Origin of the sequence: Paenibacillus barcinonensis (assembly GCF_003217495.1) — a bacterium.
GTDB classification, from domain to species: domain Bacteria; phylum Bacillota; class Bacilli; order Paenibacillales; family Paenibacillaceae; genus Paenibacillus; species Paenibacillus barcinonensis.
The window spans coordinates 275,555-287,364 of sequence record NZ_QJSW01000002.1; the positions used below are offsets into that span (position 1 = coordinate 275,555).

26 protein-coding genes are annotated in these 11,810 nt (G+C 35.6%); 1 reads left to right on the top strand and 25 read right to left on the bottom strand.

Going from position 1 to position 11,810, the window contains the following annotated elements; all coding sequences use genetic code 11:
- From DFQ00_RS04525 to DFQ00_RS04575, 11 genes are all read right to left on the bottom strand, one after another.
- On the bottom strand, window positions 1-363 hold the full coding sequence (locus DFQ00_RS04525; protein ID WP_167433601.1) for a DUF2513 domain-containing protein: 363 nt from the start codon (window positions 361-363) through the stop codon (window positions 1-3).
- Between the two features lie 37 nt (window positions 364-400).
- On the bottom strand, window positions 401-652 hold the full coding sequence (locus DFQ00_RS04530) for a hypothetical protein (RefSeq protein ID WP_110894591.1): 252 nt from the start codon (window positions 650-652) through the stop codon (window positions 401-403).
- A gap of 43 nt (window positions 653-695) precedes the next feature.
- Complete coding sequence (locus DFQ00_RS04535; protein WP_110894593.1) at window positions 696-1,019, bottom strand: hypothetical protein; 324 nt, start codon at window positions 1,017-1,019, stop codon at window positions 696-698.
- 34 nt (window positions 1,020-1,053) lie between these two features.
- Window positions 1,054-1,236, bottom strand: a complete 183-nt coding sequence (locus DFQ00_RS04540) for a hypothetical protein (protein ID WP_110894595.1) — start codon at window positions 1,234-1,236, stop codon at window positions 1,054-1,056.
- 26 nt (window positions 1,237-1,262) lie between these two features.
- On the bottom strand, window positions 1,263-1,544 hold the full coding sequence (locus tag DFQ00_RS04545) for a hypothetical protein (protein ID WP_110894597.1): 282 nt from the start codon (window positions 1,542-1,544) through the stop codon (window positions 1,263-1,265).
- A 40-nt stretch (window positions 1,545-1,584) separates the two neighbouring features.
- Window positions 1,585-1,767, bottom strand: a complete 183-nt coding sequence (locus DFQ00_RS04550) for a hypothetical protein (protein ID WP_110894599.1) — start codon at window positions 1,765-1,767, stop codon at window positions 1,585-1,587.
- Window positions 1,740-2,021, bottom strand: a complete 282-nt coding sequence (locus DFQ00_RS04555) for a hypothetical protein (RefSeq protein WP_110894601.1) — start codon at window positions 2,019-2,021, stop codon at window positions 1,740-1,742. Before DFQ00_RS04555 ends, DFQ00_RS04550 begins: the two co-directional genes overlap by 28 nt.
- A gap of 124 nt (window positions 2,022-2,145) precedes the next feature.
- On the bottom strand, window positions 2,146-2,781 hold the full coding sequence (locus DFQ00_RS04560; protein WP_110894603.1) for a hypothetical protein: 636 nt from the start codon (window positions 2,779-2,781) through the stop codon (window positions 2,146-2,148).
- Window positions 2,782-2,902: 121 nt separating this feature from the next.
- A complete protein-coding gene (locus DFQ00_RS04565; protein WP_110894605.1) occupies window positions 2,903-3,268 on the bottom strand; it encodes a YhjD family protein in 366 nt (121 codons plus the stop codon).
- On the bottom strand, window positions 3,252-3,617 hold the full coding sequence (locus DFQ00_RS04570) for a YolD-like family protein (protein ID WP_110894607.1): 366 nt from the start codon (window positions 3,615-3,617) through the stop codon (window positions 3,252-3,254). Before DFQ00_RS04570 ends, DFQ00_RS04565 begins: the two co-directional genes overlap by 17 nt.
- Window positions 3,614-4,855 carry a DNA polymerase IV gene (locus DFQ00_RS04575; protein WP_110894609.1) on the bottom strand — a complete coding sequence of 414 codons (1,242 nt, stop codon included), beginning with the start codon at window positions 4,853-4,855 and terminating at the stop codon, window positions 3,614-3,616. Before DFQ00_RS04575 ends, DFQ00_RS04570 begins: the two co-directional genes overlap by 4 nt.
- Before the next feature lie 158 nt (window positions 4,856-5,013).
- On the opposite strand from DFQ00_RS04575, the gene DFQ00_RS04580 reads away from it, so the two are divergent.
- Window positions 5,014-5,499: a stalk domain-containing protein gene (locus DFQ00_RS04580; protein WP_110894611.1), complete on the top strand. Its 486-nt coding sequence runs from the start codon at window positions 5,014-5,016 to the stop codon at window positions 5,497-5,499.
- A gap of 56 nt (window positions 5,500-5,555) precedes the next feature.
- Here DFQ00_RS04580 and DFQ00_RS04585 read toward each other — a convergent pair whose 3' ends face one another.
- The 14 genes from DFQ00_RS04585 to DFQ00_RS04660 all read right to left on the bottom strand — a co-directional run bounded on the left by DFQ00_RS04585 (window position 5,556) and on the right by DFQ00_RS04660 (window position 11,622).
- Window positions 5,556-5,840, bottom strand: a complete 285-nt coding sequence (locus DFQ00_RS04585) for a hypothetical protein (RefSeq protein ID WP_110894613.1) — start codon at window positions 5,838-5,840, stop codon at window positions 5,556-5,558.
- A gap of 12 nt (window positions 5,841-5,852) precedes the next feature.
- The gene (locus tag DFQ00_RS04590; RefSeq protein ID WP_110894614.1) at window positions 5,853-6,473 is read right to left on the bottom strand and encodes an SLOG family protein; all 621 of its coding nucleotides are present in this window, start codon (window positions 6,471-6,473) and stop codon (window positions 5,853-5,855) included.
- A 499-nt stretch (window positions 6,474-6,972) separates the two neighbouring features.
- Window positions 6,973-7,098, bottom strand: a complete 126-nt coding sequence (locus DFQ00_RS30085; protein ID WP_279630388.1) for a hypothetical protein — start codon at window positions 7,096-7,098, stop codon at window positions 6,973-6,975.
- 25 nt (window positions 7,099-7,123) lie between these two features.
- Window positions 7,124-7,411 (bottom strand): hypothetical protein, encoded by a 288-nt coding sequence (locus tag DFQ00_RS04595; protein WP_110894616.1) that lies wholly within the window; start codon window positions 7,409-7,411, stop codon window positions 7,124-7,126.
- Window positions 7,392-7,640 (bottom strand): hypothetical protein, encoded by a 249-nt coding sequence (locus DFQ00_RS04600; RefSeq protein WP_110894618.1) that lies wholly within the window; start codon window positions 7,638-7,640, stop codon window positions 7,392-7,394. The genes DFQ00_RS04595 and DFQ00_RS04600 overlap by 20 nt, the downstream gene beginning before the upstream one ends.
- Window positions 7,641-7,831: 191 nt before the next feature.
- Window positions 7,832-8,254 (bottom strand): hypothetical protein, encoded by a 423-nt coding sequence (locus DFQ00_RS04610; protein WP_110894622.1) that lies wholly within the window; start codon window positions 8,252-8,254, stop codon window positions 7,832-7,834.
- A 41-nt stretch (window positions 8,255-8,295) separates the two neighbouring features.
- Complete coding sequence (locus DFQ00_RS04615) at window positions 8,296-8,529, bottom strand: hypothetical protein (protein ID WP_110894624.1); 234 nt, start codon at window positions 8,527-8,529, stop codon at window positions 8,296-8,298.
- A 238-nt stretch (window positions 8,530-8,767) separates the two neighbouring features.
- Window positions 8,768-8,947 carry a hypothetical protein gene (locus DFQ00_RS04625; protein WP_110894628.1) on the bottom strand — a complete coding sequence of 60 codons (180 nt, stop codon included), beginning with the start codon at window positions 8,945-8,947 and terminating at the stop codon, window positions 8,768-8,770.
- Entirely contained in the window at window positions 8,944-9,162 is a 219-nt protein-coding gene (locus DFQ00_RS04630) for a hypothetical protein (RefSeq protein ID WP_110894629.1), read from the bottom strand. The genes DFQ00_RS04625 and DFQ00_RS04630 overlap by 4 nt, the downstream gene beginning before the upstream one ends.
- A gap of 13 nt (window positions 9,163-9,175) precedes the next feature.
- Window positions 9,176-9,424, bottom strand: coding sequence for a hypothetical protein (locus tag DFQ00_RS04635; protein ID WP_110894631.1), 249 nt, complete (start codon window positions 9,422-9,424; stop codon window positions 9,176-9,178).
- Between the two features lie 16 nt (window positions 9,425-9,440).
- Window positions 9,441-9,785, bottom strand: a complete 345-nt coding sequence (locus DFQ00_RS04640; RefSeq protein ID WP_110894633.1) for a hypothetical protein — start codon at window positions 9,783-9,785, stop codon at window positions 9,441-9,443.
- 3 nt (window positions 9,786-9,788) lie between these two features.
- Window positions 9,789-9,965, bottom strand: a complete 177-nt coding sequence (locus DFQ00_RS29030) for a hypothetical protein (RefSeq protein WP_167433602.1) — start codon at window positions 9,963-9,965, stop codon at window positions 9,789-9,791.
- Window positions 9,966-10,420: 455 nt separating this feature from the next.
- On the bottom strand, window positions 10,421-10,786 hold the full coding sequence (locus DFQ00_RS04655) for a hypothetical protein (protein ID WP_110894639.1): 366 nt from the start codon (window positions 10,784-10,786) through the stop codon (window positions 10,421-10,423).
- A gap of 323 nt (window positions 10,787-11,109) precedes the next feature.
- Complete coding sequence (locus DFQ00_RS04660; protein ID WP_110894641.1) at window positions 11,110-11,622, bottom strand: siphovirus Gp157 family protein; 513 nt, start codon at window positions 11,620-11,622, stop codon at window positions 11,110-11,112.
- Between the last annotated feature and the right edge of the window lie 188 nt (window positions 11,623-11,810).

An 11,810-nucleotide genomic window follows, 5' to 3' on the forward strand; every position in this document is an offset into this window, starting at 1 on the left:
CTAGCTAAATAGAGCTCCTTTTGTGACTTCAACCAATAAAGACTTGGTTAACTCATAAGGTAAGTTTAAAAAGTCGAGTCCTTTCTTTTTTGCGATTTCTTTTGCTTCGCTTACCACTGCCTCGCTTCTAGCGGCATCAAGAAAGTCATGACCTTCCCATGTAATTCTTGTTGGAGTAAAAGTAGTTTCTTTACCGAGAGAATGAAAATCTTGAGTTTCAATTAAGCCAAAATCCCTAGTAAGCCATACATTATGCCAAAAATGATAATCCTCAACTTCTGCAAAGTATTCTTCAAAATTTTCCTCCCATCCTTCTTCGATACATTTAAGTATATTAATTATCAGTTCCATATCTCTTTTCATGTTTGTCTCCCCGTTTCCATAAAGTATTTGTTTCATCTCAATATAATTTTTGCCCTTTGCCCACTGTCATTTTCCAAGCGCTGATACATGGATACTCAAGTTCTTGACTCTCTGTAAAGCATTCATTGCATTCTCCAGCCTTATAAATCTCGCATTTCTCACTAACTATTCTTCTCAATAGTTTTTTCGAAATTACCCTTGCTGTAGGGCCACTTATGTATCTGTCATCAGTATGAACAGTAATGTATTTTGGATCTAATGTCAGTTCATGTGCTTTCTTCTTTGGCATAGTCTAACTCCTTTCTCCAAGAAAGTCATATTTTACAGAGTTTTTATATATACCTTTTAACTCGTAATTCAAATTCTTCTAGAGCAAGCTTACGCTCATGAGGATCTCGCCAATCATTAATCATACTAAGTTCTTCGCTGATTGATTTTTGTACAGCCGCTTTTATATCGTCATCTAATCTGCTTTGGTACTTCATCTGTACATCAGCAATACACAGAATCGACCAATTGTCTTGAAAATACCAACTGTCTCTATACTCAGCTATAGCAGCATCGACACTTAATCCCGATTTTAACGATTCTTCAAAATCCATATAAAAATCCTGAGCTGTGTCATTATCTTCTATTTTAGAACCCCACGCACCCATCTTTTACATCTCCCCTTTTTATCAAACTCACATTTCATTCAACCAGTTCCCATCGTTCATTTGAGGAGTTAAAAATCAATTCCTCTGTTGTGTACCATGTTTTCCCTTCGTTTTCTGAATCAACTAGAACATTACCTTCTTTTTTAAACCAAGTGCCATCATTGTCTTTTACTATGTGTCCCAAACTCATCATACTGAAGGCTTCAAAGATATTCATATGACTCTCCTTATAAAAGATTCGTGTTATTGTCTTGCTTCATATACATAGACCCAATTCGGATAATCATATCCAAGTCCATGAATACTAATCCTACTTCTATTTAAGATGTTGTCATTGTAAAGCGTTGATAGCATCTTACCGAGCTCCTTGCATTTATTTGCTCCGAATGGCTGGATTGCATGTTTAGGATTGAACTCATCTATGTATGCATCCACAAATTTAACATCTAAAATGTTAACTGGGCCATTCTTCTCAACATAATCCTTAATCCATTCTTCTTTGATAATAGTTCCTTTCTTTTTCAATTTATCACCTCTTTATGAAACTACTCTTTCACTTGAACTTCTAAAACACAATTATCCTGTCGTTAAAATATACTCCGATCTCACCATCTTCGAATTTTAAAGATACAAAACCACCTGTCTTATCAATTTCAACCACAACGCCTTCGTAATTCGCTAAATGACCCATAACAGGTCTGGCGGTAGCTCCCATATGTATCACTTTATCGTTATAATCTCTAAGCATATTCCTGTCTCCTTATAACCATATCCTACCTGTTCCCCATCAATGTAGCGTTTTAATTCATCAAAAAAGTGCTCAGCGGAGTCGAACTCGTTATAGCCAATTCTGGCTGCTATTGCATCTGCAAACTCGTTAGTACTTGTATCGATCCCTTGATCAGACATCCATTTATAAAGTTCGCTCATTAGTTTGTGTTCCTTATTTTTAACTGCCATATACTGTTCAAAAGTTTTCATAATTCCTTTGGTGACCTTCAAGAAATCTACCTCCTTTCTTCATGAAAGACTAATTTTACTTACTCATATTCATTGCAATCCAAGATAAACTAAGTTGGTTAATCCCTCCTTTCTTTTATTAATGAAGTTAACTTCATTGTTTAATTTAAAGAGAATCCCAAACATCCCCAATTCTTTCTTTCATTTGCTCCTGTTTAATTTTTTCAATCTCTTTTCTTAAACTGATTGCTTTTTTGTGCACTTCAGAGTAGTGATTGAGTTCTTCTTTTATATCCTTACTCAATTCGAACCCGTAAGAGAATCTGACCTTTCCGCCTTTTCTATTGAAATTATTGTCTATTCCCCTAGCTGCTCCATATTCTGAATCATGAACTGTAATCATTTTGTGATTGGCAAATATAGTGCCGAGTTCTCCATAAATGTACCGACATTCCTCATCTAAAAACTCAGGTATACGATGCTCACTATAATGCGTATACGTATGACTATTTTCCTTCAGATGCCACCATAGCACTTCCTTTTCAATGTGTTTTTCTACCACATCTGAAACGTTAGACACTAGAGTTTGAACATCTTTTTTCAGCAATCTCAATTTTTCTTCTCCTAGCTCCGCAGCCTTCTCAGCATGTTCAATAACTAGTTTTTTAGACTCTGTATTATACAAATCTCTAAAAAAAGAGATAAGTTTTTCTTTAAATATTCCCTGTATTTTTTTTAATTCAACTTTTAAACCTTCGACTTCTGCATTTTTAGTTTGGATTTCTTCATTAAAGTTTCTCATGGTTTCGCCCCCTACATATTATCAATTAATTATTCAACAAATATGTCTCCATTTCCTGCTGTCATTCCATTTATATCATACTATTATTATATTATCTTTGTGTATTAAAGTCAACACCCTTCTATTTTAATTGTGTTATATCAATTCTTAAATATTCAGTCAGAATCAGAGTTACATCTACCTTCACTTTACTCCACAGCAAAACCATCTTATGAGTGTAACCTCTAATTGAATATTCTACATTTAGACTGTCGCTTGTCTTCGCTGCTTCAATGATTTTAATACCATTACTTTTAAAGTAGTTTTTCAACTTATATATCTCGACAGTTACTTTTCCCTGTATCTCATCGAGGTGATTAGTGTACACAGACTTCATCCTCATATCTGAATCGGATATTTTCTTCTTATCGTTTTCAATTATGGTCATTAGATATGGAAGTTCAACATATCTTTTCACAGCTTCTAACTCCTCATGCGTCTGTCTCAAACGGATCTCCACCTTCAATGATTTTTACAGAAACCAAGTCATCAAAATTGAGAAGTTCATAGCCTGTTTCTGTTTCCAATTTTATTCTCTTTCCCGAAGCACTAACGGACGCTACTATACCCTTAATTATCCTATTACCATACTCATTAAAAATTTCAATGTCTGTCTCCAAAGTATAACTTAACGACATACGCAAGTTAAGAGAAATAATCTCAACTTCGTCTTCGTGTAAAGTTGGTCTTGTTGTAACATTATCCTTGGATCGATGCTCAATAATTCTTTCTTTATGTTGTGGCAACATCATGCGACTTGATTCCCATAGTCCATTTGCTTGCAATTTTTTACTCATCTGTAGTGTCCTCCAATTTTATTTGATCTGTCTATGGCTTGACCAGCAGAGGTAATAGAACTTGCTCTGAGTATAGCTATATCTCCATAACGATCTTTGATATCATCCATTACTTTATCTATGGCTCTCTTCTGTTCTTGATCATCAAATAATGACATTTGATATGTCTCAGCATTAGAAAGATTGGACAATGATATCCCCACTCGTCTCACAGGTTGACCATCCCAATGTTGCCGAAAGATCTGTTTAGCTATCTTACATACATCTACGGTTATATTAGTGGGATCTGGCAATTTGACCTGTCTGCTAAATCCAGTTGGATGATCAAAGTCTGCACCCGATAAACTCATAGTAACTACGCTGCCCATCAATCCCTTTTTCCGCGCGCGTCTGCAAACTTCCGTACATATATCTTGTATTAAAACATCGATCTCCCACTGTTCTGTATAGTCTCTAGGGAGCGTCATGCCATTGCCAATATCCTTTTGCACACTATGGGTATTTATGGTTACAGGAGAGTCATCAAGTCCATTTGCCACTCTCCAAATAACCTCACCATTTACACCCCATTTGCTTCTCAGTTTTGACAGTGGAGTATTCGCAAGTTGTTTTATTGTACGAACTCCCATTTTCCACAAATGTTTTTCCATTCTCGATCCAATACCCCACATGTCACGAATTGGCTTATCTCCTATGTGCTGATGAAGTTCTTCTTTTCTAAGAAAGAATACTCCACCTTCTATTTTCTTCGCGATCATATCGCAGCAAAGTTTACTCATCACTTTGTTGGTCGAGATACCAGCTCTCGCATATACACCCGTTTCATTGTAAATCTTATCTTGAATTTGTCTTGCTAAATCAATTGGGTCATTACCGAAAAGATGTAGAGATCCGGTCACATCACAAAACAGCTCATCGATGCTATAAGGCTCAACTAAATCGGTAAACTCCTCAATAATGCTCATAATTTGAGTCGAAACCTCTATATATTCTTGCATATGTGGTCTCACAATGATCAACTCAGGACACTTTTGAAGTGATTGCCATAATGGTTCAGCGGTTGACACACCTTTTGCTTTAGCTAGAGGACATGCAGCAAGTATTATTCCCGAACGTCTTGCTGGATCTCCTGCAACCGCCAATGGTTTGTTTTTGTACTGTGGCATTTTAGCCTTTTCAACACTGGCGTAAAACGACTGCATGTCAATTAACATAATTGTCCGTTCTTTCTTCGCCATTACTATCACTCCCATAATTAAATAAGAACGTCTGTTTGTATATGTATTATACACCGAACAGACGTTCTTTATGCAACAGGAAATTTTTGTAGTTCGATTAAACATTAAATTGTATAATACAAAAGGTATTCTATTTCACATAACAAGGGAGAGTTAAAATGAAGGACAAGTTAAAGGGACTAGTAATAGGTATCTTGATCGGTTCCACAATTACAGGAGCAACTGCTTTTGCAGCAAGTGGAACATCGGTTAAGGCAGTGATTCAGAAGATTAACTTATATGTAGATGGGACAAAGAAAACAACGGCAAACGTAATTACATACAATAACACTACATATGTGCCAGTTAGAAGCATGAGCAGTGCATTGGGGCAAAACGTAGCTTTACGCGATAATAACCTTTATATTGGGAAGATTCCTAAGTTAAACATTACGGAGAAAGAAGCAGTAAAACTTGTTAAGAACAAATATGGCTATAATAGTTCATATTTAATCGTTGAAGTTGATAATGAAGTAGATAATCAATATGTAGTTCATGTTTATGAAATAGTTATTGATGATGAGAAAACTGGCGAAGGTCATACAGCAACATATGGCTGGTATTATGTCGATAAATCAAGCGGGAAAATATCATCAATGTTCTAAACAAAAAAAGGGCTCTTTAATGAGTCCTCTCTCTTTAAAACTTGTCTTTCATCAAGTTATTTCTCTGTAATTCCTTTAATAAAACCTCCATATGTAGTGATGGTTTCTAGTGTAACCTCAATATCATAAGTTTCGTTTTTAACTGGATTAAATGAATCAGATGGATCTAGAATCCAACCATACTTATGTCCATCTGAGTTTTTAAACATCATTATATCTCCCTTTTGTGTGCTGATTGTTTCTATGTATGTCTGATTAAAAACTATCTTTCTGTCTTTTTCGCAACCAGTAAGCATTATCATTGCTGCTACCAATAATAAAACACAAATTCTATTCTTCATTTTTTATCTCCTCTATCCGTTAAACCCATATGTAATGTCTAGTTCAAAGTCATATTGCGGCCTCAAATTGTATAATGTCTTACCTACTTTTCTAATATATCTACAGCAATTGCCCGTACCGCCTTTTGTCCCATCCCAAGTTGAAACGATAATCCTGCTCTTATCTACCATATACTCATTACGTTTCTGCATCTTTGCTACATGATAATCACCAATGGGTACACCTTCGACTTTATATTCGGGCAACTCGTCCACATAAACAACCTCATCGGCTACTTCAATCATCTTTTTATACCAGTGTTGAGTCTCACGATCAGTCCATTTAATTGCTTGGTTCTTAAAAGGAACAGCTACAACATTTTTGATACTTGAATGTACTGTGTTTTTTAATCCCTGAACAGTCCAAAATGCTATCTGGTCAAAACCGATTGCTCCACCAGATACAAATCTTTCGATTCCATCATTCTTAATCAGCTCTATCAGAACTGGTTTTAACTTTTTACTTATGTATTTGGATCTTTCATCTGCGAGACTGTAGCAATTCCCTAGCTTATTCGGTCTATGTCCTGTAAATGAAACAGTTTTACGTTCTAGTTCTTCCTCTGCTTTCCTTTCCTCTCGTCTTCTATACATTTCTTCTTTTCCTTCAGGAGAATTTAAGTATACGAAATCAACTATTTCCCTCAGCCCCTTTTAAATAACATTGAATCTTTGTAGTACCGCAATCAAAATAAAGGAGATCATCATTACATAAAAATATGCCTTATGTGAGAACTTTGACTTGTTTGTAAAACTTATAAAGCGACTAGGAAGATATACTAATGCCATCATTCCCAACATACTCAATGCTGTATTAAAGTAGTTAGCCAGAATAATTTAAATCTCCTTTCTCTTCGAAATGTTCATTTGATCAATTCAATCGTAATACTTATAGTGCATAATTACCTCCCGATAAATAAGTATTCCAAACAATCGTCTTACAACTACATCTTCTCCGGTATAAACTTTTTTTGTTTTTATTTTATTAATTACATAATACTCCCCATGATCCAAGTCTAAGTAATCAGTCATCACGAAATTTTTCAATGACCGCTTAACATAAACAGGTTCATGATAAGGGAATATGTTTCGTTCACGGTATGTAGTTGTTAAATTGACCAACAATAAATTCACCTTCTACGGCTGTCCTATATTCAAGTTTATATTTTTCCTGTCCAAGTATGAACTGTCCTTTTTCATTAATGTAACCTGCTCCCATGGCATATCTCCTTAAAATATGTATTTCAAATAGATTCTAATAATATACTAAACTCTTTAGATAATTCGGTCTCGCTGCCGTAAATGTTTTCGTATTGAAGTAGTAACTCAGATCCAGTAGCTTTAATTTTAGCTAAAAGGATTCTCGTCTCAGTCAATTCTCTAATTGTCCGACTAATTAGCATGTCATCATCGTTTGGAGATGCAGGAATACTCAGCCTACCTTTGCCGTTTATAAATCTCGTTAGTGCTGAGTCTGCTGAATGTAGATTAACGGGTGAATAGAATTGCTCATCAAATTCCGCTTTGTTCATTTTCAACCTCCTCCCCACTGTCCAAATCATTCAATTCACAACTTGAATCAACATAAAGATCAAAGCTCCGCAAGAAAACTGCTTCTGCATCGGTCAATTCTTCGTCCTCTTCTAATCTATCGTGTAACTCATTGGCTAGATCAAATAGGGAGTTCATCATTCCATCAAAACATTGATAGTTGTAATCTTCTTTCTCCTTCATTAGCAGCTCTTCCTGTTCTTTGTTCATAGTTTCATCCTCCTAATTATATGTATTTATTTATTGTGAATCCTTTGCACTCATTAATCTCATAGTTATCTTCGAAAGTATACTGAATGTTATTGTCTGGATTGCTACATGTCTCAAAGCAGCCATATTCTTCTTGTTGAGATGAGTCTCCGCATTCATGCCAAAAATATTTACACTTTAGACAGACGCTGTCAGTATTTACTTTCATTAAGTTTCTCCTTATAAAAATAGTGTTCTTCTCCATTTGCATGAGTCCATCGATATATCCATCCGTCTTTTTCTAGCAAACCGATAACTTTATTAAATGACGTATACTCACTGAAACGGCAAAGTATTTGCTCCCTATTATCAGTTGAAAATCTCCAAACTTCATCATCTAAGAAAACCGTGGCTGAAGTCTGTTTTGGTTTATTTTGTATGTCTAACTCATTGGCTACTAACAACAATTCCTTGGAGAGACTTCTCAAAGTTTCTGATGACCAATGACTTTGGCTAAACCGCAATTCATTAAATAGGTAGGGTAGATTATATAAGCTTTCGTCAGCGCGCTGTTTACTTATTTTCCCTCGTACGAAGTCACCATTAAAATCAGTAATACTGTTATTTGTAAACATAATGTCTCCTTCCCATTGTTAGTGAAACACGCATTTCATTATCAAATTTCTTTTTGTTCAAATATAACAGAATTATTTCTTTCAACCTTTGCAATGAAGTATTTATTAACGAATTGACTCCATCCATCACCGTAAACCACGACACCTTCTAAATAAGGATTTTTTTCTTTAACCTCACCCTTATCTATAAAGAATTTCCCTTCGTTTTGGTTGTAGTAGTGAACCCAATCTCCTTTAGATAGAATGGTAGTATCCACACAGTTATATTCTCTCATTTCCCTCTCCCTTTCTCACTGAAATAGACCTTTTACAAGATCGTATAACTTGCCTCTAGGTTGCTTTCAGTTAGTTTAATAACTTCGTCAGAATGTTTGCCATGCTGATCGCAGTATACTATTGCCCCGTCCCCATGTCTCCTTGTCACATACCACTCATCGTCTTGTGCGTAATCCACCCTTGCAACTTCTCCCGTAGGAAGTAAATCTAGTAGCCCAGATAAAGTCAACATCAAAATTATTCACTCCTTCTCAATCTCCCATTAATTATCTCCTGATACTCCACTATTAGTTCGTCTGGATTTTCAAAATACTTTATAGAATCAGTGTCATGTAAATCCACAATCAATTGCTCCTCTGAGGCATTGGCAAAATATCTTTCAATTGATTTCTTCATCTCTTCGGCATTTAACTTCATTGTTTTCCTCTCTTCCTATCGCTGACAAAAGTTCCTTTAGGAGCAATTTCAATTTGAACAATAAAGTCTCTCTTTTCTAAATACTTAATATCAAGTTTGCTCCAGTATCCAATCAATCCATCAACGACAGGAGATACATATGCCACGATACCTAATTTATTTAGCACTCTTTCACACTTTTCATAATCTTCTGAAAGTCTAACTATGTATTCCATGTTAACCTCCTTTTTAGTTTCCCACAAAACAATCTTGAATACTTTCCCGCACTTGTTTTTTCAAGTCTATACCTGAGTCTTCGTCCCACTGGTTTATGTAAATACATTTCCAACCAATGAGGTATTTTCTTTTCTCAAAAATCTTTAACTTTTGAACATTTTTATAGTAAGTCGTCTGACCTTTCGTATCTGTGACTACCTTAACATCGTTGATTTTCACCATGTATCTCTTGCCATCTTCATTCCAGTATTTTTTATACATTTCGCTCCCCCTCTTGTCACTGCATTCGCAATAACCATGTGATTACATTTTTTATCGACTCATCATTTTCACTCAACTCATAATCATATTGATTCTGTTTTAAAAATTGAATCACTCTATTAGTGTTAAATCCGTCACTATATGTATCCTTAGTTTGATCTCCGCTGCTTGGTGGTTGAATTGTGGTCTTAGATTCATCTCTCATGTTATCTCTATGATGTTCCTCTACCATGGATTCAGGTATTAAGTATCCCCTGCAAATTGGACATCTATCGAGATCTACACTGAATTTTTCACCACAACCGATAGAACTAGAGAAATGCATGAAATTCCTTTTTGGTACTCCAATACATTGATACATTGCTCATTCTCCTCCTTTCTTTTTGGCGGTATAAAAATATTCTTCATAGATAAATTTAAACGCTGCCTCTTCTTGATCTATAAGGCTCTCTTCGCCATCTATACCGTATCCCGCATTACATCCTTGAGCGAAAAAATAACGGAGCATTTCTTTCAAACTGTCCCTCTTTATATATGGCATAAATCATGGCTCCCATCTATATAGTTCATAGTCGTTATCGACCAATTCATAGTAATCAGAACTATGATCACCTGATAATTTCTCATTTAGGATATCAACTATCATATTCCCATAATATTCACTTACATTTTCACAAATTAAATTGTCATTTTCTGACTCTCTATTAAAGTTATCTTTGCAAATGATCTTCATTTTAACTCCTCCAGCACTTCTTCAATATTTTTAAAGTTGCCCCATACCTCATCATAGTAATAGTTAACATTTCCATCTATACTATCGACCGATATTTTGCAACAATCCTTCCCCTCTTCGTCACAGTAATTGTTCCATCGTACATTTACTTCTGGGCTGCCACTGTGCTTCTGAAAATATGTAACCATATATGTGGGAAGTCTACTTATTTGAACAATCATAATTATTTCGCCTCTTCCTATGAAACGTGCCTTTTACTTAGACTATGATTGCAAATCATCTACTCGAACTAAGCCCCACTTCTCTTCGTCCTCTGGCGTTGCTTCTCGTATGAATGTCGCTTCAACATGAGGACATAAGCATCCACCTTCTCCTCGTACAATCATTTCAATCAGGTTATCTGCACACCATGAACCTTTATTGTATCTGAACTCAATATCTTCATCCTTCCAATGCTCTGGCACGTTTATTACCATCCTGACAGTAAAATCCATTACAACTGTTCTACTCCGAATTACACATTCGGAAGTATGCGACTCTCCAATCAAGCTATGGCAATAAAAACAACGATCAGGCTTACCTGCTGGTCTTGCTGCATATTCGGTTACAATCCAGTCTTCTCTTTTCATTTAGATACCTCCAATTTTGATGAAACAGATCTTTTATGTAATTCCTTAATGCTTATCTCTTAGCTCAGGAAATAGGAATATAATAACGTCTATAACTTCAACTTTCTTTCTTGTGACATCAATAGTTGAATGCAACTTAGGCGATCTATTTCTTGCTGCAACACTAATGCTCAGTTCCTCTGCTAATCCCAACATTCTCTCTATTCTGTTCCCTTGCTGCACTCTATGTATCACATCCTTTCATAAGAAAAACGGCGATGTAACAACTCGTTAAAGTCATTATATCACCGTTTTCACCAAATGTATAGTATTATCTTTGTGTTTTAAGAGATTCTAATGTGTTTTTTATCTGTTACAAGAACCGCACCGTCGACTTCTACCCCATTCTTAACATCCTTAAGCAAAGCCTTACTGTCGATTTTAGGATCTTGAGCAGTCTTGTATTTATCAGGAATCTTCTTGGGATCAATAATATTGATTGAAGGTGGGTTAGTCTGTAGTTTAACCTTAAACGTACCAGCATTGACCTTATCGATATTGCTAACCTCAAGTGTGGTCTGCATATAATTCTTCAGCCCATCAAATTTGTTCTGTAGATATTTGCGCTTCTTCTCAAGTCGCTTTTCTTCATTCTTGAAAGCCTCAATATCGCCCTCAATATTCTTCATAAACTTAACAATGTTCTCAACCTTTACGCTAACTTCATCTTCAATCGACTCCAGAGTCTCAATGTACATTTGCAAATCATCTTCAGTCAGATCCTCGTCATCCCATGCTGTATCAACAAAGTCATTAAAGCGTCTGTACTGTTCACCAAGCTCATAAAGTTTACTCATTAAACATTCTCCTCTTTTGTGTATATGTTATGGTCAGTTCTCTAAATCAGTACTTCATGTATCTGTAATCTTTTATCGTATTGAGTTTTAGTTAATTCATACAGAACATAGTAATTGGGGGTATCAATAACATATCCAGTAACTAAATAGTATCTCAACTTTCCACCTTCGGGCACAATAACATGACT